The organism is Pseudogemmobacter lacusdianii, from assembly GCF_030848395.1.
Lineage (GTDB): Bacteria > Pseudomonadota > Alphaproteobacteria > Rhodobacterales > Rhodobacteraceae > Pseudogemmobacter > Pseudogemmobacter lacusdianii.
The window spans coordinates 201,114-221,373 of record NZ_JAVDBT010000003.1 but is presented as its reverse complement, the minus strand read 5'-3'; the positions used below and the strand labels follow the sequence as shown (position 1 = coordinate 221,373).

The following is a 20,260-nucleotide window of genomic DNA, read 5'->3' as shown; positions in this document are numbered from 1 at the left end:
TTGCAATAGGGGTTGAGAATGACTGACAAATGGGCCGCCCTCCGTGTTCATCAGGCCAAGGTGGCTGACCGCGCCATCCTGTCTTTGTTTGACGCCCCGAACCGGGCGGCGGATTTCTCAATCCGCGCCGATGGCATGCTCTTTGATGCTTCCAAAACCAATATTTGCCGCGAGACCCGCGCTTTGCTGGTGGCTTTGGCCGAAAGCTCAGACGTGGCAGGCCGGCGCAGCGCCATGTTCAATGGTGAGAAGATCAACGACACCGAAGGCCGCGCCGTCTTACATGTCGCCCTGCGCGCCGACGATGCGGCGGTGATCAAAACCGACGGCCAAGATGTGATGCCCGAAATCCGCGCCGTGCGCGGTCGGATGGAGGCTTTTGCGCAAGACCTCCGCGAGGGGCGTTTCCAAGGGCAGGGCGGCAAGATCACCGATGTGATCAACATTGGCATTGGCGGCTCAGATCTTGGCCCGGCGATGGCGGTTCTGGCCTTGGCGCCCTACCATGACGGGCCGCGCATGCATTTCGTCTCAAACGTCGATGGCGCGCATATTTCTCAGACGTTGCAGGGGCTTAACCCAGAGACGACCTTGGTCATTGTGGCCTCCAAAACCTTCAGCACCATTGAGACCATGACCAATGCCGACACCGCCAAGGCGTGGATGGCAAAAGTCGTGCAGGATCCCGGCGCCCAATTCGCCGCCGTCTCGACCGCTTTGGACAAGACCTCGGCTTACGGCATCGTGCCCGAGCGGGTCTTTGGTTTTGAAGATTGGGTTGGCGGGCGCTATTCGATGTGGGGCCCGATTGGCCTTGCGCTGATGCTGGCGATCGGCCCCAAGGCTTTTGGCGACTTCCTCGCCGGTGGCCGCGCCATGGACCAGCATTTCCTGACCGCGCCTTTGGCGCAGAATATGCCCGTCATGCTGGCGCTTGTCGGGATCTGGCACAATCAGCTTTGCGGCTATGCGACCCGCGCCGTGCTGCCCTATGACCAGCGCCTTGCCCGCCTGCCGGCCTATCTCCAGCAGCTTGAGATGGAGAGCAACGGCAAGCGCGTCTCCCGCGACGGCTCGGACCTCACGCTGCCCTCGGGGCCTGTGGTCTGGGGCGAGCCCGGCACCAACGGCCAGCACGCCTTTTATCAGCTGATCCATCAGGGCACCCGCGTGGTGCCGTGTGAATTCCTTGTGGCCAAGCAAGGACATGAGCCGGATCTGGCGCATCAGCATCTCCTTTTGGTCGCCAATTGCCTGGCCCAGTCCGAGGCTTTGATGCGCGGCCGGTCTTTGGACGAGGCCCGCGCCATCATGGCCCGCAAAGGCGCCACAGGTGATGAGCTTGAACGCCAAGCCCGCCACCGCGTCTTCCCCGGCAACCGCCCCTCAACCACCTTGGCCTATCCGCAACTGACGCCCTTCACGCTCGGCCAGATCATCGCGCTTTATGAGCACCGGGTCTTTGTCGAGGGCGTCATCCTTGGCATCAACTCCTATGACCAATGGGGGGTTGAGCTCGGCAAAGAGCTGGCCCTGGCCTTGCAGCCGGTGCTGGAAGGTCGGGTGGGGACCGAAGGCAAAGACGGCTCCACCGCCGCTTTGGTGGATTTCCTGCGCAACTGAGCGCGCTCAGCCCACCAAGACCTCACGCACCAGCGGCGCGAGCCGATGGGACAGCGCCGCCATCGGATGTTCCGGGAAATCTTGTCGCAAATCCCGCGCCAAAGCATGGGCGCGGGGAAGGGCCTTTGGATCGTGATAGACGCCTTCGATTGCGGCGATGATAGCCTCGGGCGCGGCAGCAGGGGGCAGAACCTTGCAAATCCCCGCAGCCTCGGCCCGCCTTGCGTGGCACAGCTGCTCGCGGTGGCCGGGCAGGCCAATCTGCGGCAGCCCCGCCAAAGCCGCTGTGCAGATCGAGCCATGCGGTGCTGGATGCAACATCACCCGCGATCTCTGCGCGATCATGTTGAAAGAAATCGGCTTTTCTTCAATCACCATCCCGGAGGCCGCCAGCCGGGCCTTGGCCGCCTCTGAAGCGGCTGGGAAGTAGCCGCGCTTGGGTAAGCTTAACGCACACAAAGCCTTGACCAAAGCCGTGCCCTCCACTTCTTCCCGCGAGAAATAGGCATAGACCTCATCGCCTTGCGCCAAGATATCGCTGCGGCTGACCACAGGTGGAGACAGCTGCGCCTTTGCCCGCTGGTAAGGATCCAAGACATCGAAAGTGCCAATAAGCGCCAAATCCGCCGCGTAAAGCGCCGAAAGCCGGGGCAGGGCCGACATCCCCAACTCCGCCGCCGCAGCGTTTAAGCTTTCCAGGACCGAAGCCTCAGAGTGGATCACCCGGTTATAATCCGGCGTCAGCTGCGGCAGCGGCGCAAGATCGCTTGGCGGAATGCCATAGCCGGTGCCGATGGTGACAATGCGGATCGCATGGCCTTCTTCACGCAAAGCCAACGCAGCGCGCTGCGCCAAGGGGGCGTAATCGGCGATAAGGATTGCCACCTTCCGCTGAAGCAAAAGATCCCGCCAGAACCGCAAACTGCGCTGCAACACCGCCCGGTCCATAAAGCCGCAATCGGCCAGATAGCAGGCCCAGGTCGCATTGCCGCGCGTCAATGGCTGCGCCTTTACCGCAGCCGAGGCGGAAAGTTTGGGACAGGAGAGTGTTGCAAAGCCCAAGCGCTCCAACTCAGCCGCATGGCGCATTTCGCCCAAAGCGGCGATCACCGTCACGCCGGGGCCGAGCGCCAGACCGGCCTGCGCAAGCGTGCTGACATGGCCGCGCCCGCCACCAAGTTCGCTTGCCAAAAGTGCAACAGGCGGGGGCGGGATCATGCTGGCCTCTGGGGCTAAAGCGTGAAGAGTTGCCCCGGACCGCAAGCCGGTCCGGGGCGGAGAGCTTAGTTCAAAGCTGCCGTCACGATGATTTCGACTTTGTACTCGGGGGTGGCCAGCTTGGCTTCACCGGTCGCACGCGCCGGGGTGTTGCCTTGCGGAACCCAAGCGTCCCAAACCGCGTTCATCTCGGCGAAATCGGCCATATCGGCCATCCAGATTTGGGTCGACAGGATGCGGGTCTTGTCGATGCCAACCTCGGCCAGAATGCGGTCAACTTCTGCAAGGCAAGTGCGGGTCTGATCGGCCACGCTGTCGCCCGGGTTGCCGACTTGGCCAGCCAGCCAGACGATGCCGTTATAAGCAACGGCTTCGGACATGCGGGCGCCAACGCCAATCCGCTTGATCTCGTTTGCCATGTGGAAACTCCTCTTTTTCCTGAACTTACGCGACCTTGCTAGCCCGCCGTGGGACGAAAGAAAAGCACCGCTTGCAGGATAAGGCCGTGCAAAATACCGCGCTTCGGAGGCGGGCGGGTCGGCAAGATCACGCTCACGCATTTGTCACAAGGTTGCACAATCCGTGATCGCCGTGGCATCGGGGCCGAAGGTTCAACAGCGAGAAGCCCTTAGCCGATGTCAGCACGCCCCTTTGCCGCCATTTTGCTTGCGTTTTCGCTGATGCAACCCGTCACAGCTGCCTTCGCCGAAACGCAACCCACGGTGCAAAAAGCCGGTTTCTTCCTGTTTGGAAAGAAAGCCCGCCAAGCTCCGGAACACATGGCCGAGGCCGAGCGCAGCCGCGTCAAAGAGATGGTGGCCTATGCCACCGCCAATAAGCCGCGCGGCCGGATCTGGTGTGTGCCCTTTGCCCGCACCGTTTCGGGGGTTGAGCTGAAGGGCAATGCCGGCACATGGTGGGGCAAGGCCAAAGGCGTTTATGAGCGTGGCCACCAGCCGAAAATCGGTGCGGTGATGACCTTCGCCTCGTCGAAATCCATGCCGATGGGCCATGTTGCTGTCGTGTCCAAAGTGATCTCGGAGCGCGAAGTTCTGGTCGATCAAGCCAATTGGGAACGCAATCGGATCACCCAAGACACTTTGGTGGTCGATGTCTCCAAAAAGGGCGATTGGAGCGTGGTGCGCGTTGCCAATGCCAGCGGCACCTTGGGGCGCAATAACCCGGTGCATGGGTTTATCTATAACTGATCTAAGGGCTTAGCGGTTCCGCGCCCCAAACGTTTCGCTAAAGCAAACCCGCGCGCGGCGCGGCAAAGGGCTCGATCAGCTCAGGTCCATCGTCGAGCAGTCCGAAGGGCTGGACAGGGTGATGACGCAGCTTCACCTCGGCCCCCAGATCCGGCTCCTCAGAGCCCCCCAGCCAAACATCGCGTTCTTCGGCGTTTAAGATCACCGGCATTCGGTGGTGAAGGCCCGCCATACTGTCATTGGCCGCGCGGGTCAGAATCGTGCAGGTCAAAAGGTCGCGCCAGCGGCTGGCAAGGCCCGCGAAGAAGAGCACATCCTCATTGCCAGCCGATTGGATGAAATTGGGCTGTCGCTTGCTCTTCTCACCGGTCCATTCGTAAAACCCCGCCGCCGGGATCAAGCAACGGCCGTGTTTCCAGACATTGCGAAAGGTGGGCTTCTCTTTCGCTTCCTCAAACCTTGCGTTGAAGGTGGTGGCCTTCCACTCTTTGGCCTCGTCGCCCTTGAACCATGACGGGATCAGCCCCCAGCGCGCCAGCATCGGCTCGGGCGGGGTTTTGCCAAGGATCACGACTTCATTGGTCGGCTTCACATTGAAGCGGCGCGGGATCGGGTTGAGCTTCAGCCAGCTGGTATCAAGGCCAAGGCTTTGCAGGTTGGGATCGACAAACCGTCCACACATGACAGGCTCCACTGCACTCCTCAGGCGCCAGAATAGCGCAAGACGGCCAGGGCGCTAGGGGCCGGTCTTCTGCTTTCCCCGGTCGGCTTCTGCAGGTTCCAACGTCATGCCCAAAGCCATACGTTCACCAGACGTCAGCCATATGCGAACCATACATTGTCGAAAGGCCGGGTGATCGCCCGGTGGCGCCACGGGCGACAGCCTCACCGCGTCATGGCCCCGTCAGTCCACTGTGGTGTCATCATGCAGGTTCCGTGGCGTCACTGCCGGATAAAATCGACAAGTCCCGCTGCTGATCGGCGCGGCGTTGGCGGCCGTCTAGCCAAGGATTCTCTAGGAAATATAGCGTTCGCCACATTTTCGCCCCATTTAGCGGAGGATTTGGCCGCGAAAATCGGATGATTTTGTCAATATTCAGACAAAATTCTGTCCGGATTATTTCCGATTGGGAGAGAGGCCGCAGAACGTGGCCAAAAGACCCGAAGGAAGTAAGTGATGGCGACGAACATTTCAGCAGTAAGCGAGATTGCAGGTTTCATTGGCGGATGTCTTGTGGACAGCGAGACCGGCCTGATGCTTGCCTCGGAGGGAGGTGGTAAGATCGATCTTGAAGCAGCATCCGCGCTGAATACGCAGGTGGTGAAGGCGAAACTGGCAGCGATGAACTCGCTCAAGCTGTCGGACAAGATCGAGGATATCCTCATTACGCTTGGCAAGCAGTACCACTTGATCCGCCCGCTGGCTTCAAACCCAACGGTGTTCGTCTATGTGGCACTTGACCGTGCCTCTGCCAACCTTGGCCTCGCACGCATCAAGCTGCGCGACGTTGAGGCGACGCTGAGCCTCTAAGCTCAGTCCTGCACTGCGGTGAGCTGTCTTTGCCGCAGTGCCGAACGGACACGAACTCTCAATGGCTCGCAAAGGCGAGCCATTGTTCATTTAAGGCCTCACATTACACAGACGCCGAACCTGTCCGCATCGCGGTGGCGTTTCGTGCTGAAGGCGCGCTGTTTCTCAAATGGACCATCTTGGTCGCCAGTGTGACCGGCCCAGTTGCAGGCCGGCCCATTGGTCTAAACCCTTAGATTCGTGGATTATTGCCGGGTCCAGAGCTCCGAGCCTTGGACCTCGCCGCCATAGCCTGCCCAGGTGCCGGTCCAGTTGCCGTCATCCGTCGCTGTGAAATGTGCAACGCCGTAGTTTTGATCGGAATTAAAAGCGACCGAAAGATGGGCGGGCATCCCGAAATAAGCGATCCCGACCCCCTGCATGACGACGCCTTCAATCTCCCAAGTCACTGAATAGGTTTCACCAGTGCCTTCGACAATGACTTGACCCGTATATTGGCCTTGGCCACCGGGGTTCATACCTTCAACCCGAAAAACGCCGGTCGGGTCGGCGGCGTGGGCGGCTCCACCAAACAGTGCGAACGTCGCAACGACTGCGGCTGTCCCTGCGGTCCATTGAGCAAACCAATTCATAAAGTGTCCTCCCTTTAAATGAGCGTTGGCATAGCGACCACGCCACCGGAGTGTCCACCCTAGATTGTAAGATTCTGGCCCGTGTTTGTAGGCACGATGTGCGAGATCGCGGCGACCCGCCCGGATCGCTGGGCCGTCGCATCACTGCGGGCTTCATCCGCTTCGCAAAATAGCATGATGCGGATGACGGACGGGTCGTGCCGGCACCCGCATATCGCTTTCCAAGACTTAACCGCCTGCGTTCAAAAGGATGAGGCGATCACCGTCTTGTCCAATAAGCTCAAGCCCTTCAGAAGACGTGCGCGCAGCAACAACGGCCTCGAGCGCTTCTAAAATTGCGATCGTGTTGCGGGAGGCGGGGCACTCATCGCTGTAGAAGGCCTCAACCTCAGAAAATGCGACCTTGGGCAGGTCGATGGCGATCTTCGCGTTCCAGCTGTCCCCGCACGGTGTATCGCCGCCCACGTCGCCATCCGCGCGATCAAAGACGTAGAAGGTTGGGGGCGTTACGATCTCGACATCGGTTCGGCCGGCGTAGTCGGTCATCACCCAAGACCAAGTGAAAAGCTCGTCGGACAGCGGAACCGCCTCTTGCGCATGGGCGGCGCGTCCGAGAAAGACCGATGCGGTCAGAACAATGGTTAAGAGCAAAGGCTGTTTCATTTTTTTCATAGATCCAAGCGGTTAACCCCTTCGGAATATGCCGACAAGCTGGCATCGGCCAATGAAAATTTCCGTCATCTGGCAGGGGCCAGTGGCATTTGAGAAGCGACTTGCGGGCTGCCTTATCGGTGTTCAGCCCGAGATCTCCGCGATACGGTAAGGTTGCAGCTCGATAGGGGCGTGACAGCCTAAGACCACACGGCCGCGCGCGCAGCCGATGCAAAGATACATGCTTCTGGGATTTGGAGCGGGTGAAGGGAATCGAACCCTCGTATTCAGCTTGGGAAGCTGCTGCTCTACCATTGAGCTACACCCGCATCTGCGCTTTGATTAGCGGGCGAGGCTCCGGGCTTCAAGGGTAATTTGCGCGCCGGGGCGCGGTAGCTGTCTTGCAATTTGCCAGACAGGTAAAATTTTAGGCGGCAATGGGGCCATTCCCCTATGCCGCCTAAAGTTTTGATCAGGGAGCGGCGGGGGCGAAGGTTAGCTCGATCCGCTCCCCCGATTTCACGGTGAAGGGCGTCTCACTTTCACCGCGGTCGCCTTTGATATGGGCGATGTAATCGCCCGCGCTCAGCACCGCCTGCCAATCCGGGCCCCAACCGCCGATAATCTCGGTACGGTTGCCAGCGATGTCCTTGGTCGCCGAGAGCACTGTGACCTTGTCATTGCCCCCAGTGCCCAGAAACGCCGCGACGCCGGCATTAAGGCTGATCGAGACCTCATTGCGCTCGGCCAGGGCGATGCTGATGGGCTGCTCAGCCACAGCGCCGTCCAAGGTGGCGCGCAGAAGATAGTCGCCGGGGGGGAGGTCGAAATCGTGATTGTTGCCCCATTTATAATCCAGCTGCGCACGTTTTCCGGCGATATCGGCCTTGGCGGCAAGGATGAAGATTCGCAGATCGCCATCATCCACCGGCTGGCTGCCATCATAGGTGACCTGGACCGCGCCGACCCCAATGCCCAGCACCACCTCATGGATCAGATCTTGCCCAGCCTCGACCACCACGGATTGGCTTGCGGTTGCCGAACCGAGCTTCATATCCAAGGCGTATTCTTGCGCGGGCAGGACCATATCTTTCTTACCATAGCCGATTTCGCGCACTTCTCCGGGGCCGGTGATCTCGAAAAAGGCGTCATTATCGGGATCACCGCCTTCGACGGCCAACACACGCAGACGTAAGATGCCAGCGTCCATGATCAACTCGGGCTCGGCCAGAGTATCTGCGGTGGCTTCAAATTCCGTCTCGGCTGTGGCTTCGTGCAACTTGGCGCGGATGCGGTATTTTCCGGGGGGAAGGTTGCCTTTATCGGTCGCATAAAGCTTCAGGATCGGCTTTTGCGATAGGCCCATATCGGAAAGGGGGAAGATCTCAAAGGTGGCGTCGATGACGAATTTCGGCTCATCCTGACCGGGTTTCAGCCGCAGGATCGGGTCCACGTTATGTTTAAGCGCAGGCTTTACCGGTTCCGGCGCAGGCTCGGGTTCGGGGGCGGGAGCGGCTTCGACCACGGTGGTTTTCAGCGCATCGACCAGTGAGCTGGCATCCGAGGCTTGAATATAGCTGCCGCCAGTGTTCTCGGCCAAGCAGGCCACCGATTTGCCCTCTTCCGCCGAAAGACCAAAGCCCACCACATGGGCGGTGAAATCAACGCCTGCGGCCTCAAGCTCTTGGCCAAGGGCACAAGGATCGGCGTTGCAGGTCTCGATCCCATCGGTGATTAGGATCACATTGGCCTTCTCTTCGGTGTAACGCAGCTCTTCGGCCGCTTTGCGGACGGCGTCGGAAAGCGGCGTTTTGCCAAGGAATTTCATCGCATTGGCGGCAGAGCTGATCGCGCCAGCGGTGCCCTTGCCGGGCGCGACCACCAGCTCAATATCAGCGCAATCGCCTTTGGAACGGTGGCCATAGGCCATAAGGCCAATCTCGCTGTCGGCCGGGGTCGAGGCGAGCACTTGGCCCAAAGCCTCGCGCGCGATCTCAAGCTTGGCGCGGCCCTCGATCTGGCCCCACATAGAGCCCGAGGCGTCAAGAACGATGATGGATTTGCCGTCGCCAAGGGCAGGGGTGGAGAGGCCGCAAATGAAGGTCAAAGCCGTTAGAAAGGGGCGCATTGAAATCTCCGACACTTATAAAAACTGTCGAAATCCTAGTCCCAGCCCAGCGCCTCTGGCAAGCGTTCTGACCTTTGGGTTCTAAGCGCTTCTAAGCCATGAAAAAAAGGCCGGAGCAGGGGCTCCGGCCTTTGATTTTCGCTCAGCCGCGGCGGCGGCGGCGGCCGCCACCTTCGCCTTCGCCCGAGCCGCCGGTGTTAAAGCTGACATCGGGCAAAGTGACGACTTGCCCCAGTTCGGGGAAGGGCTCCACCGCATTGGGGATGGCCGAGGCATTGACGAAATGCTCTTGGAATTTCGGCTCGATCGCGGTTTCGACCTTGTGGATGTTGTGCACCAGACCTTCGATCTGATCGCGGGCGGCGCGGTTCAAAAGCGCGATCCGCGCGCCGGTGCCCGCCGCGTTGCCCGCGCTGCGCACGTGATCCAGCGGCACATCCGGGATCATGCCAAGGACCATCGCATGTTTGGGGCTGATATGTGCGCCAAAGGCCCCGGCAAGGGTCACACGATCGACCTTCTCGACGCCCATCGTGTCCATCAAGAGCTTCGAGCCTGCATAAAGCGCAGCCTTGGCCAACTGGATCGCGCGGATATCGCCTTGGGTGACCGAGATTTTCGGCCCACCCGTCGCCGTGGCATCATGCAGCACATATGAGAAGGTGCGGCCAAAGGGTTCCGACCGGGGCGTGCCGGTTTGATCGGGGCTGCCGATCAGACCGCTTTGGTCGATCAGACCTGCCATCCGCATCTCGGCCACGGCTTCGATGATGCCCGAGCCGCAGATGCCGGTGATGCCGGTGCCCGAGGTGGCTGCCTCAAAGCCCGCATCATCCGACCACAGATCCGAGCCGATCACCCGGAAGCGCGGCTCTTTGGTGACGGGATCAATCTCGATCCGCTCAATCGCGCCCGGTGCCGCGCGCTGGCCCGAGGAGATTTGCGCGCCTTCAAAGGCGGGGCCGGTGGGGCTGGAGCAGGCCAACACACGGGTCGTATTGCCCAAAAGGATCTCGGCATTGGTGCCGACATCAACGATCAGCACCATGTCATCGGACTTCTGCGGCTCTTCCGAGAGCGCCACAGCGGCGGCATCAGCCCCCACATGGCCCGCGATGCAGGGCAGCACATAGACCCGCGCCTTGCGGTTCAAATTGCCCAGATCCAGCTCTTGCGCGTCCATGCTGAGCGCACCACTGGTGGCCAATGCAAAGGGTGCTTGGCCAAGTTCCACCGGGTCAATCCCCATCAAAAGATGGTGCATGACCGGGTTGCAGACGATCACCATCTCATAGATCGCACCCGGCTCGACGCCCGCTTCTTGCGCAATGCTCAGCGCCAAGGCGTTCAGCGCCTCGCGCACCGCCTTGGTCATCTCGATATCGCCGCCGGGGTTCATCATCGCATAAGACACCCGGCTCATCAGATCCTCGCCAAAGCGGATCTGCGGGTTCATCAGCCCCGAAGAGGCCAGCACCTTGCCATCGGCCAGATCGCACAAATGGCCCGCGATGGTGGTGGAGCCAAGGTCGACCGCAAGACCGTAAAGCGGGGCTTCATGATAGCCGGGGTGGATGTCGAGCAAGCGATGCTGCGCATCATGGTTGCCCTTGTTCAGCACCACAGTGGCCTTCCACTCACCTTTGCGCAGCACCGGCTGGAGACGCCGCAGCACGGACAAATCCGTCTCAACGCCTTCGATGTTCCATTGCGCCTTCAGCGCGCGCAAAAGCCGCTCAAAATCGCCGGTCGGCTCGTGCATGTCGGGCTCATCGACCTCAACATAATAGCTGCGGGTGGCCGGATCCATTTCGATATGGCGATCGGTGGCGGATTTGCGGATCACCTGCTTATGCACTTGGCTTTCCGGCGGCACGTCGATGACGATATCGCCCATCACCTTGGCCTGACAGCCCAAGCGCCGCCCGTCGATCAGCCCGCGGATGCGCTTGTAGCGATCTTCGACCGCGTTCCACTCGGACAAGGCATCCGCCTCAACCGTGACGCCATGCTTCGAGAACTCACCGTAGCCGGGGGTGATTTGGCATTTCGAGCAGATGCCACGACCGCCACAGACGGAGTCGAGATCAACCCCCAATTGGCGTGCTGCCGTCAGCACTGGCGTGCCAAGCGCAAAGCGGCCCCTTTTGCCCGAAGGAGTGAAGATCACAAGTGCATCAACGGCATCAGTCATATGTCTCTCCGGCCCCAAGGGCGAAGCGGGTGGTCAGGCAAGGGGAAGCGTCAGGCTTGTCCCTTGAGATTATGGCGAAGGAAAACGCAACAGCCGCAACCAGCGGCGCTGGCGCGGTGGGATCTTCTGGCTGAACGGCCCGTAAAGGTCGGCTGGCACATGGAGACTCCGGTTCGTCTGCTCCTCTCTAATCCATCGCCGGGAACAGGCAGGCTTGGAAACGTCATTTTCGCGCCTGCTTGCGTCGCTTAGCGTGCCGTCGACGGCGTGCCAAGCGCGGCCAAGGCCTCTCGTCACAGATTGACGCCGGGGGTTTCCGCGCATAACTCGCTGCCATGGCTCGCGCACCTCTTTTACAGCTCTCCGATATTTCGCTGACCTTCGGCGGCAATCCCGTTTTTGACGGGCTTTCGCTGAATGTCCAACCCAGTGACCGGGTGGCCCTTGTCGGCCGCAACGGCTCGGGCAAATCCACGCTCATGAAGGTGATGGCCGGTCTGGTCGAAGCCGACCGCGGCACCCGTGTCGTGCCGCAAGGCGTGACCGTGGGCTATATGGAGCAAGATCCCGACCTGTCGGGGTTTGAGACTTTGGGCGATTTCGCCGCCTCGAACCTGCCTGAGGATGAGGCTTACCGCCTTTCCGTCGTGGCCGAGGGGCTGAAGTTCAACCCCGATGCGCCGGTGGCGACCGCATCGGGCGGTGAGCGGCGCAGGGCGGCCTTGGCCAAGCTCTTGGCCGAAGCGCCCGAGTTGATGCTTTTGGACGAGCCGACCAACCATCTTGATATTCAAGCCATTGAATGGCTGGAAGAAGAGCTGCGCACCACCCGTGCGGCCTATGTGTTGATCAGCCACGACCGCGCTTTCCTGCGCGCGCTGACCCGCGCCACGCTCTGGATCGACCGGGGCGAAGTGCGGCGGCGTGAAAGCGGCTTTGACGGCTTTGAGGAATGGCGCGAAGAGACTTGGGCGCAGGAGGATGAGGCCCGCCATAAGCTGGATCGCAAGATCAAGGCCGAGGCGAAATGGGCGGTTGAAGGCATCTCGGCCCGGCGCAAGCGCAACATGGGCCGGGTGCGGGCCTTGCAAGAGCTGAAAGCGGGGCGCGCGGCGCAGATCCGCCGTCAAGGCACGGCGGCTTTGGAGCTGGAAACCTCGGCCCAGTCGGGCAAAAGGGTGATCGAGGCGACCGGGCTTGCCAAAAGCTATGATGGCAAGGTGATTGCCAAGGATTTCGGCATCCGGGTGATGCGCGGCGACCGGGTGGCCTTTGTCGGCCCGAATGGCGTTGGCAAGACCACGCTTTTGAAGATGCTGACCGGCGAGATTGCTCCCGATGCGGGCACGGTTCAGCACGGCACCAATCTGGAAGTGGCGGTCTTTGACCAAAGCCGCGCCGCTTTGGACCCCAATGCCAGCCTTTGGGAGAACCTGACCGGGGATCCCTTGATGAAGGTCTCGGGCGCATCGGATCAGGTCTTGGTGCGCGGCCAGCCGCGCCATGTGGTGGCTTACCTCAAGGACTTCCTTTTCGACGAATCGCAGGCCCGGGCCGCCGTGCGCAGCCTGTCAGGCGGCGAGAAGGCGCGGCTTTTGCTGGCAAAACTGATGGCCAAGCCTGCGAACCTTTTGGTGCTCGACGAGCCGACCAACGATCTTGACGTGGAAACGCTGGATCTGTTGCAAGACATCTTGGGCGAGTTTGACGGCACGGTGCTTTTGGTCAGCCACGACCGTGATTTCATCGACCGTATTGCGACGCAAACCATCGCGATGGAAGGCAACGGCCGCACGGCCGTCTATCCGGGCGGTTGGTCGGATTACGTCGATCAACGCCCAGCCCCGGAAGAGGCGCGCAAGGCTGCCCCCGCGGCGGCAAAGCCAAAGGCCGAAGCCGCCCCGGCAGCACCGGCCGCCAAGGCCTCAGGTCTGACCTTCACCGAGCGCAAGCGCTTTGACGATCTGCCGGCCGAGATGGAGCGGTTGCAGGCCGAAATGGCCAAGTTGACCGAATTCCTGTCCCAGCCTGACCTCTTTGAGAAAGAGCCGGTGAAGTTCCACAAGGCCAGCGAGGGGCTGACCCAGCGTCAAGAGCTTTTGGCCAAGGCCGAAGAGGAATGGCTGACGCTTGCCGAGCGGGCTTAACCGGTAATTTTCGGCCAAATTCAGCCGATTGCACCCCGAGAACCTCGGCCAGTTTTGGCCGAGGTTGTTCACCTCCTCTCACAGGCCCGTGAGGCCTGGTTGCCTTTGAGGGCGGGGGCGCTCACCTAGGGGCGATCTGCTCTGGCCGTGTGTTTGGCCGGTCCAGACCTTTTGGAGAGTGACAATGAAAAAACTTGCAGCAGTCCTTCTGACCTCCACCGCATTCGCGGCCCCGGCTTTCGCGGGTGGCCCAGTTCTGGTTGAGCCTGAGCCCGTCATCGTCGTAGCCCCGGCTCCGGTTGTGGCTTATGGCGCTGATTGGTCGGGCGCCTATGTCGGTGGCCAGCTTGGCTATGCCGATGCGGGTTCGAACACCACCGGTCTTGAGGGCAATGGCGGCACCTATGGTGTGCATGGCGGTTACCGCTGGGACATGGGCAATGCCGTGGTTGGCGTTGAAGCCGACTGGGACAAAACCGATATTGATCTTGATGCCGCTGGCTCGTCGCTCGACAGCATCGCCCGCCTGAAACTGATCGGCGGCTATGACATGGGCCAGACCCTTGTCTACGCAACCGCTGGTGCGGCGAAAGCCAAAGGTAATCTCGCCGGCACCGATTTCTCCGAGAACGGCTGGTCGCTCGGCGCTGGTCTGACCTATGCGGTCAATGACCAATGGACCGTTGGTGGCGAAGTGCTGAAGAACCAGTTTGACGATGTTGACGGCGCTGGCACCGATCTCGACGCCACCACCGCAACCCTGCGTGTCGGCTTCAAGTTCTGATCTTGCCGGCAGGATGGGCCTTGCGCCCGTCCTGTAGCATGAGGCGTGCCGCTTGGAGATCGGTGTGGAGTAACAAGTTGTTCTTAACCAGTTCCTCCGCGACGCGTTAGTGTTCACAAGTACTCGGCGAGGCACATTGGTGCCTCGCTTTTTTCATGCGCTTAAGGCGTTAAGTGCCGTTGGACAGCCAGCGCAATCTCTTGCACATCGCTTTGGGAACAGTCGAACTGGCCCACCTGCACGCGGATGACAAAGCGGCCCTTGTGGCGGGTTTGCGTGAGGTAAATCCGGCCCTCATCATTGATCCGCTGCAAAAGCGCTTCGGTCGCTATGTCGTCTTTCAGTGCAAAAGTGAACAGCGACAGCCGTGGCTCGGTAACGATAGAGAGGCCGGGCAGGGCGCGCAAAGCCTCGCAGGCCTCTTCGGCCCAAGTCACATGGTTGCGGATGCGCGCGCGTAAGCCTTCCAGCCCGTAAGCGCGCAAGAGGAACCAGATTTTCAGCGCCCGGAAGCGGCGGCCCAAGGGCACGGTCCATTCGTTGAAATTGACGATCTCTTCGCGGCCTGCGGTCTCAAGATAGCTGGGGCGTAGGCCAAGGGTGCGGACCTGCGGACCGGGATCGCGCAGGAATTGCACCGCGCAATCGAACTGCGCGCCCAGCCATTTATGCGGGTTGAAAATCACCGAATCCGCGCCCTCAATGCCGTCCCAAAGTGCGCGATATTCAGGGCAGATCATTGCCGAGCCCGCCCATGCCGCATCCACATGCACCGGCAGCCCGTGGGATTTCGCAACTGCGATGCAGTCTTTGATACGGTCAAAGGCCCCAACGCTGGTGCCGCCTGCGCAAAGCACCACACCTGCGGGCCGATAGCCTGCGGCAAGGTCGGTCTTGATTGCCGCCTCCAAGGCCTGCGGCGACATCGACAGACTGTCATCGGTGGCGACTTTGACCAAATTCTCCTGCCCGATGCCCGAAAGCTGCGCCGCCTTATCGACCGAAGAATGTGTCTCGGCGCTGGCGTAAAGCCGCAAACGGGGCTGGCCGGAAAGGCCTTTCAAGATGCCCTCAAAGCCCAAAGCCTGCTCGCGCATGGTCAGAACGGCCGAAAGCGTCGCCGTGGTGGCCGAATCGTGCAACGTGCCGGTGAAGCTTTCGGGCAGGCCCAAAGCCTCGCGCAGCCAGGTGATCATCACCTGTTCAACCTCGGTCGCGGCGGGCGAGGTCTGCCAGATCATCCCCTGACAGGCCATCGCATTGACCAATTGCTCAGCCAAGATCGAGGCAGGCGCGGCATTGGCGGGGAAGTAGGCAAAGAAGCGCGGATGCTGCCAATGCGTCATGCCCGGCGGCACGATCCGCTCAAAATCCTCAAAGATCTGCGCAATGGGCTCGGGTGCTTCGGGGGGCTGGGTGGGCAGGGAGGCAGCCACCGCCCCCGGCACCAAAGGCGCGCGCACGGGGCGGTCGCGCAAGCCCGCATGATAATCGGCCGCCCAATCGGCCGCCCGCTTCGACCAATGCCGCAAGTCTTCGTGATCCATAAGTTTTCCTCCCTGAAGGCGAGCTAGCCCTAGGGCAGGACCAAGATCAAGGGTGGCGCTTAAGGCAAGGGGGCGAGCCCGGCTTGCAGCTTCTTCGGCAAGGCTGAGCGGATCAGCCGGTAGCTCTCGGCGATCCTGTCGCGCAGCTCTTCATCCTCGAGCAAGCCAAAGGGCAGCTGCACCCAGCTGGCATGGAAATAAGCGGCTCTTTGCGCCCGCCCGGTCTCGATCAAAAGTTGCGCGGTCTCGACATGATCGGTCTTCACCGAGACCGCATGGCCGGTATCACCGATGATGGCAAACATCTTCTCGCCAAGCTTCCAGCAGTCATGCGCCGGGCTAAAGGGGTGGCTCAGCATGGCGCCGGGTAGGCTGGCACAGATTTGGTTGACGAATGTGCGGTCCTGCATCGGAATATATCCTTGGCGACGAACTCTGGGCAGTGTAATCGTCGCAGCCATGACGAGATTGCGCAACATCTGCATCTGCTGCATTACCCGCTGACATTTGTCGCGCGGGCGCTTCGTCATTCCTAATGAATGCTAAGCGGACCCCGCGCGGGACGGCTGCGGGCGGATCTGGCGTGACGGATTTGCCAAGACCTACGGGGACCGATGATGGTGACGATCCGGCTGACGAATTCGAAGACCCGCAAGAAGGAGGCCTTTGCGCCGCTGAACCCTTCGGATGTGCGGATGTATGTCTGCGGCCCGACCGTCTATGATCGGGCGCATCTGGGCAATGCGCGGCCGGTGATCGTCTTTGACACTCTGTACCGGCTGTTGCGCCATGTTTATGGGCCTGAACAGGTCACCTATGTGCGCAATTTCACCGACGTTGACGACAAGATCAACGCCGAGGCGCAGCGCCGCAAAGCGCTTGGCCGGGGTGAGACGCTGGAAGAGCTGATCGCCGAGCGGACCGAGGAAACCATCGCGTGGTATCACGCCGATATGGACGCTTTGGGCGCTTTGCGGCCCGCGATCCGCGAGGACCGCTCGGAGGCGGGCCTGCGCCGGGCCGAGCCGCGCGCAACCGAATATATCGGCGCGATGATCGCCATGATCGAGCAGCTGATCGAGAAGGGCCATGCTTACGCCAAAGAGGGCCATGTGCTCTTCCGGGTGCGGTCTTACAAAGAATATGGCGCGCTTTCGGGCCGTTCTGTCGATGATATGATCGCCGGCGCCCGGGTCGAGGTGGCGCCTTTCAAAGAAGACCCGATGGATTTCGTTTTGTGGAAGCCCTCGGATGCCGATCTGCCGGGCTGGGACAGCCCTTGGGGCCGGGGGCGTCCGGGCTGGCATATCGAATGCTCGGCGATGTCTTATGAACTGTTGGGGACGAGCTTTGACATCCACGGCGGCGGCTTGGATCTGCAATTCCCGCATCATGAGAATGAGATCGCGCAAAGCTGCTGCGCGCATCCGGAAAGCGGGTTTGCATCGGTCTGGATGCATAATGAGATGCTGCAGGTTGAGGGCAAGAAAATGTCCAAGTCCTTGGGCAATTTCTTCACCGTGCGGGATTTGTTGGGCAAAGGTATCGAAGGCGAGGTGATCCGCTTTGTGTTCCTGATGACGCATTACCGCAGTCCGATGGATTGGACGGCGGAAAAGGCGCGTCAGGCCGAGGCGACGTTGCGGAAGTGGCGCGAGGCTGTGCGGGGCACCGATCCGCATCTCGCCAAACCGGACTCCGCTGTGGTCGAGGCTTTAGCGGATGATTTGAACACCGCGCAAGCCATCGCAGTGCTGCATCAGCTTTACAATGAGCAGAAATACGATCGGCTTTACGCGAGTTTGGCCTTTCTGGGCTTCGGCGCTGACTGGGAGAGCGCTCTGCAAACCAGTCTAGAGAATGCCGAGAGACTCCAACCCTATTCTGCGCATTTGGCGGGCCTTCGCGAGGCAGCAATAGCCACTAAAGACTTCGCGCCGGTGGATGCAATGAAGGCAGCCCTCATCGCCGCTGGCGTCGAGGTTCGTATGTCCAAAGCGGGTGTGGAACTGGTGCCCGGACCCGATTTTAATTCCTCGAAACTGGATGGCTTGCTGTAACACCAGAGTTTTCCAAAACTCTGGGCAATTTTGTTCGAACAAAATTTGCCCATTCCTTTGAAGGAATGGGTGCACGACTGGGCTTGGAGCAAGCGATGAGCGAGCGGCTATATCTCTTCGACACCACTTTGCGCGATGGGCAACAGACCCAAGGCGTGCAGTTCTCTGCCTCGGAAAAGGTGCAGATCGCCGAGGCTTTGGACGCGCTCGGGGTCGATTATATCGAGGGCGGCTGGCCGGGGGCGAACCCGACCGACAGCGATTTCTTCCGCACCGCGCCGAAGACCCGCGCCAAGATGACCGCCTTTGGCATGACCAAACGCGTCGGCCGCTCGGCCGAGAATGATGATGTGCTGGCGGCCGTGCTCGATGCCGGCACCGCCACGGTCTGCCTCGTCGGCAAGACGCATCCATTCCATGTCACCACCGCGCTTGGCGTCACGCTGGAAGAAAACCGCGAGGCGATTGCCGCGACCTTCCGCCACCTAAAGACCAAAGGCCGCGAGGCGCTCTTTGATGCCGAGCATTTCTTCGACGGCTACAAAGCCGATCCGGCTTACGCGCTCTCTTGCCTGCGCGCCGCTTTGGACGAGGGCGCGCGTTGGATCGTGCTTTGCGACACCAATGGCGGCAGTCTGCCGTCTGAGGTGGGCCGCATCGTGCGTGAGGTCATTGCGGCGGGCATCCCCGGCGACCATCTCGGCATTCATTGCCATGATGACACCGGCAATGCGGTGGCCAATTCCTTGGCTGCGGTCGAGGCCGGTTGTCGACAGATCCAAGGCACGCTCAACGGCTTGGGTGAGCGGTGCGGCAATGCCAATCTGATCACTTTGATCCCGACTCTGCTCCTCAAAGAGCCCTATGCCAGCCAGTTTGACACCGGCGTCTCGCGCGCGGCTTTGCAAGGCATCCTGAAGACCAGCCGGATGCTGGATGATATCCTGAACCGGGTGCCTTCGCGCGCCGCACCTTATGTGGGGGCCTCGGCCTTTGCCCATAAGGCGGGGCTCCATGCCAGCGCGATCCTAAAGGATCCAACCACTTACGAACATATCGAACCTTCTTTGGTTGGCAACGAACGCCAGATCCCGATGAGCAATCAGGCCGGGCAGTCGAACCTGCGGGCGCGGCTGGCTTCGGCTGGGGTTGAGGTTGATCCCAAGGATCCGCGGCTGGCGCATATCCTTGAGGTGATCAAGGCGCGCGAGGATCAAGGCTATGCATATGACGGCGCGCAGGCCAGTTTCGAGCTGCTCGCTCGGCGCGAATTGGGGCTTTGCCCGGAGTTCTTTGAGGTCAAGCGCTACCGGGTCACAGTCGAGCGGCGTAAGAACAAATATGACCAGATGATCAGCCTTTCCGAGGCCGTGGTCGTGGTCCGCATCGGCGGGCAAAAGGTCATGTCGGTCTCGGATTCGATGGATGAGGCGGCCTCGGATCGTGGCCCAGTGAACGCGCTTTATAAGGCCTTGGTCAAAGATCTAGGGCCTTGGCAGGCGCTGATCGACGACATGAAACTCGTTGATTTTAAAGTGCGGATTACCCAAGGCGGGGTCGATGCCGTGACCCGCGTCATCATTGATAGCGAGGATGGGCAAGGCCGGCGCTGGTCGACGGTGGGGGTCTCGCCCAATATCGTGGATGCAAGCTTTGAGGCTTTGCTTGACGCGCTGCAATGGAAGCTGATCCGCGATGCCGGGACCACTGTCGCCACGCTCTAAGATCACAGGCCGCAGCGGGGCCGGGGCTTTCCCTTCCGGTCGCGCTGCGCTATCTCGCCCGGCATGAGCCTTGATGCCTGTGCAGACCTTCTCCAGCGTGGCGACCCCGAGCGCCATCTGGCCATTATGGCCGCCCCGCCTGCTGCGCGGGCGCGGCTTTTGCCGCTTTACGCCTTCAACCTTGAGGTGGCCCGTGCGCCTTGGGCCGCGAAAGAGCCGCTGGTCGCTGAGATGCGGCTGCAATGGTGGCGCGATGTCATTGAAAACACGGCCGCAGGTGCTGCGCGCGCGCATGAGGTGGCCGAGCCTTTGCATGCGCTGATCCGCGAGGTGGGGCTGCCGCGCAAGCTGCTCGACGGCATGGTTGCGGCGCGGCGCTGGGATTGCTGGCGCGAGCCTTTTGACGATCTGGCGGCGCTTGAGGCCTATCTGGAGGACACCACTGGCGGCCTCAGTTGGGCCTCGGCCTTGGCGCTTGGCGCGCCTGCGGGGGCGGAGGCTGCGGTGCGCAATTATGGGCGCGCGGCGGGGATGGCGAATTTCCTGCGTGCGGTGCCGGAATTGCTCTCGCGGGGGCGTAAGCCTTTGCCAGATAAGCAAAATGTGGCCTCACTGGCGCGGTTGGGGCTGGATTGGCTTGGCGCAGCGCGCGCGGCAAGAGGCTCGGTGCCGAAAGTGGCGCGTCCGGCTTTGCTGGCAGGATGGCAAGCGGAAGGCATTTTGCAGCGCCTTGCAGCGGGCGAGCCGGCCGAGCTTTCGGAATTTTCCAAACGCGGCCGACTGTTGTGGCAGGCTTTTAGCGGGCGTTGGTAA

17 protein-coding genes and 1 tRNA gene are annotated in these 20,260 nt (G+C 61.0%); 8 read left to right on the top strand and 10 right to left on the bottom strand.

Features of this window, described 5'->3' with window-relative positions; all coding sequences use genetic code 11:
* Positions 1 to 18: 18 nt before the first annotated feature.
* Entirely contained in the window at positions 19 to 1,623 is a 1,605-nt protein-coding gene (gene pgi / locus Q9295_RS04285) for a glucose-6-phosphate isomerase (RefSeq protein WP_306679267.1), read from the top strand.
* 6 nt (positions 1,624 to 1,629) lie between these two features.
* Here the strand turns inward: pgi and Q9295_RS04280 are convergent, their stop codons facing one another.
* Positions 1,630 to 2,841, bottom strand: coding sequence for a hypothetical protein (locus Q9295_RS04280; protein ID WP_306679266.1), 1,212 nt, complete (start codon positions 2,839 to 2,841; stop codon positions 1,630 to 1,632).
* A 65-nt stretch (positions 2,842 to 2,906) separates the two neighbouring features.
* The gene (locus Q9295_RS04275; RefSeq protein WP_306679265.1) at positions 2,907 to 3,260 is read right to left on the bottom strand and encodes a RidA family protein; all 354 of its coding nucleotides are present in this window, start codon (positions 3,258 to 3,260) and stop codon (positions 2,907 to 2,909) included.
* Positions 3,261 to 3,476: 216 nt separating this feature from the next.
* Here Q9295_RS04275 and Q9295_RS04270 point away from each other — a divergent pair, with 216 nt between their 5' ends.
* Positions 3,477 to 4,049 (top strand): CHAP domain-containing protein, encoded by a 573-nt coding sequence (locus Q9295_RS04270; RefSeq protein WP_306679264.1) that lies wholly within the window; start codon positions 3,477 to 3,479, stop codon positions 4,047 to 4,049.
* Between the two features lie 37 nt (positions 4,050 to 4,086).
* On the opposite strand, the gene Q9295_RS04265 is transcribed toward Q9295_RS04270, so the two are convergent.
* On the bottom strand, positions 4,087 to 4,731 hold the full coding sequence (locus Q9295_RS04265) for an SOS response-associated peptidase (protein ID WP_306679263.1): 645 nt from the start codon (positions 4,729 to 4,731) through the stop codon (positions 4,087 to 4,089).
* A gap of 495 nt (positions 4,732 to 5,226) precedes the next feature.
* Here Q9295_RS04265 and Q9295_RS04260 point away from each other — a divergent pair, with 495 nt between their 5' ends.
* Complete coding sequence (locus tag Q9295_RS04260; protein WP_306679262.1) at positions 5,227 to 5,580, top strand: roadblock/LC7 domain-containing protein; 354 nt, start codon at positions 5,227 to 5,229, stop codon at positions 5,578 to 5,580.
* A 245-nt stretch (positions 5,581 to 5,825) separates the two neighbouring features.
* Here the strand turns inward: Q9295_RS04260 and Q9295_RS04255 are convergent, their stop codons facing one another.
* From Q9295_RS04255 to Q9295_RS04235, 5 genes are all read right to left on the bottom strand, one after another.
* Entirely contained in the window at positions 5,826 to 6,212 is a 387-nt protein-coding gene (locus Q9295_RS04255; RefSeq protein ID WP_306679261.1) for a hypothetical protein, read from the bottom strand.
* A 228-nt stretch (positions 6,213 to 6,440) separates the two neighbouring features.
* On the bottom strand, positions 6,441 to 6,875 hold the full coding sequence (locus Q9295_RS04250) for an META domain-containing protein (RefSeq protein WP_306679260.1): 435 nt from the start codon (positions 6,873 to 6,875) through the stop codon (positions 6,441 to 6,443).
* Positions 6,876 to 7,118: 243 nt separating this feature from the next.
* Positions 7,119 to 7,192: transfer RNA gene (locus Q9295_RS04245), tRNA-Gly, on the bottom strand.
* A gap of 143 nt (positions 7,193 to 7,335) precedes the next feature.
* A complete protein-coding gene (locus Q9295_RS04240) occupies positions 7,336 to 8,991 on the bottom strand; it encodes a vWA domain-containing protein (protein ID WP_306679259.1) in 1,656 nt (551 codons plus the stop codon).
* Between the two features lie 142 nt (positions 8,992 to 9,133).
* Positions 9,134 to 11,185 (bottom strand): ASKHA domain-containing protein, encoded by a 2,052-nt coding sequence (locus Q9295_RS04235; protein ID WP_306679258.1) that lies wholly within the window; start codon positions 11,183 to 11,185, stop codon positions 9,134 to 9,136.
* A 335-nt stretch (positions 11,186 to 11,520) separates the two neighbouring features.
* On the opposite strand from Q9295_RS04235, the gene Q9295_RS04230 reads away from it, so the two are divergent.
* Together Q9295_RS04230 and Q9295_RS04225 are read left to right on the top strand one after the other, a co-directional pair.
* Complete coding sequence (locus Q9295_RS04230) at positions 11,521 to 13,332, top strand: ABC-F family ATP-binding cassette domain-containing protein (RefSeq protein WP_306679257.1); 1,812 nt, start codon at positions 11,521 to 11,523, stop codon at positions 13,330 to 13,332.
* 184 nt (positions 13,333 to 13,516) lie between these two features.
* Entirely contained in the window at positions 13,517 to 14,116 is a 600-nt protein-coding gene (locus tag Q9295_RS04225) for an outer membrane protein (protein WP_306679256.1), read from the top strand.
* A gap of 161 nt (positions 14,117 to 14,277) precedes the next feature.
* Here the strand turns inward: Q9295_RS04225 and Q9295_RS04220 are convergent, their stop codons facing one another.
* Both Q9295_RS04220 and Q9295_RS04215 read right to left on the bottom strand, forming a co-directional pair.
* The gene (locus Q9295_RS04220; protein ID WP_306679255.1) at positions 14,278 to 15,663 is read right to left on the bottom strand and encodes a pyridoxal phosphate-dependent decarboxylase family protein; all 1,386 of its coding nucleotides are present in this window, start codon (positions 15,661 to 15,663) and stop codon (positions 14,278 to 14,280) included.
* Positions 15,664 to 15,722: 59 nt separating this feature from the next.
* Complete coding sequence (locus Q9295_RS04215; RefSeq protein ID WP_306679254.1) at positions 15,723 to 16,073, bottom strand: MmcQ/YjbR family DNA-binding protein; 351 nt, start codon at positions 16,071 to 16,073, stop codon at positions 15,723 to 15,725.
* Positions 16,074 to 16,280: 207 nt separating this feature from the next.
* Between Q9295_RS04215 and cysS the strand changes: the two genes are divergently transcribed.
* From cysS to Q9295_RS04200, 3 genes are all read left to right on the top strand, one after another.
* Positions 16,281 to 17,723 (top strand): cysteine--tRNA ligase, encoded by a 1,443-nt coding sequence (gene cysS, locus Q9295_RS04210; protein ID WP_306679253.1) that lies wholly within the window; start codon positions 16,281 to 16,283, stop codon positions 17,721 to 17,723.
* Between the two features lie 95 nt (positions 17,724 to 17,818).
* Positions 17,819 to 19,447 (top strand): citramalate synthase, encoded by a 1,629-nt coding sequence (gene cimA / locus Q9295_RS04205; protein WP_306679252.1) that lies wholly within the window; start codon positions 17,819 to 17,821, stop codon positions 19,445 to 19,447.
* A gap of 63 nt (positions 19,448 to 19,510) precedes the next feature.
* Positions 19,511 to 20,260, top strand: coding sequence for a phytoene/squalene synthase family protein (locus Q9295_RS04200; RefSeq protein ID WP_306679251.1), 750 nt, complete (start codon positions 19,511 to 19,513; stop codon positions 20,258 to 20,260).

Excerpts from the sequence above, each read along its gene's own strand:
- Q9295_RS04225 (WP_306679256.1), top strand. The coding sequence starts at position 13,517 with ATGAAAAAACTTGCAGCAGTCCTTCTGACCTCCACCGCATTCGCGGCC.
- Q9295_RS04260 (WP_306679262.1), top strand. The coding sequence starts at position 5,227 with ATGGCGACGAACATTTCAGCAGTAAGCGAGATTGCAGGTTTCATTGGC.
- Q9295_RS04235 (WP_306679258.1), bottom strand. The coding sequence starts at position 11,185 with ATGACTGATGCCGTTGATGCACTTGTGATCTTCACTCCTTCGGGCAAA.
- pgi (WP_306679267.1), top strand. The coding sequence starts at position 19 with ATGACTGACAAATGGGCCGCCCTCCGTGTTCATCAGGCCAAGGTGGCT.
- cysS (WP_306679253.1), top strand. The coding sequence starts at position 16,281 with ATGGTGACGATCCGGCTGACGAATTCGAAGACCCGCAAGAAGGAGGCC.
- Q9295_RS04240 (WP_306679259.1), bottom strand. The coding sequence starts at position 8,991 with ATGCGCCCCTTTCTAACGGCTTTGACCTTCATTTGCGGCCTCTCCACC.
- Q9295_RS04220 (WP_306679255.1), bottom strand. The coding sequence starts at position 15,663 with ATGGATCACGAAGACTTGCGGCATTGGTCGAAGCGGGCGGCCGATTGG.
- cimA (WP_306679252.1), top strand. The coding sequence starts at position 17,819 with ATGAGCGAGCGGCTATATCTCTTCGACACCACTTTGCGCGATGGGCAA.
- Q9295_RS04275 (WP_306679265.1), bottom strand. The coding sequence starts at position 3,260 with ATGGCAAACGAGATCAAGCGGATTGGCGTTGGCGCCCGCATGTCCGAA.
- Q9295_RS04230 (WP_306679257.1), top strand. The coding sequence starts at position 11,521 with ATGGCTCGCGCACCTCTTTTACAGCTCTCCGATATTTCGCTGACCTTC.
- Q9295_RS04250 (WP_306679260.1), bottom strand. The coding sequence starts at position 6,875 with ATGAAACAGCCTTTGCTCTTAACCATTGTTCTGACCGCATCGGTCTTT.
- Q9295_RS04200 (WP_306679251.1), top strand. The coding sequence starts at position 19,511 with ATGAGCCTTGATGCCTGTGCAGACCTTCTCCAGCGTGGCGACCCCGAG.
- Q9295_RS04215 (WP_306679254.1), bottom strand. The coding sequence starts at position 16,073 with ATGCAGGACCGCACATTCGTCAACCAAATCTGTGCCAGCCTACCCGGC.
- Q9295_RS04265 (WP_306679263.1), bottom strand. The coding sequence starts at position 4,731 with ATGTGTGGACGGTTTGTCGATCCCAACCTGCAAAGCCTTGGCCTTGAT.
- Q9295_RS04280 (WP_306679266.1), bottom strand. The coding sequence starts at position 2,841 with ATGATCCCGCCCCCGCCTGTTGCACTTTTGGCAAGCGAACTTGGTGGC.
- Q9295_RS04270 (WP_306679264.1), top strand. The coding sequence starts at position 3,477 with ATGTCAGCACGCCCCTTTGCCGCCATTTTGCTTGCGTTTTCGCTGATG.
- Q9295_RS04255 (WP_306679261.1), bottom strand. The coding sequence starts at position 6,212 with ATGAATTGGTTTGCTCAATGGACCGCAGGGACAGCCGCAGTCGTTGCG.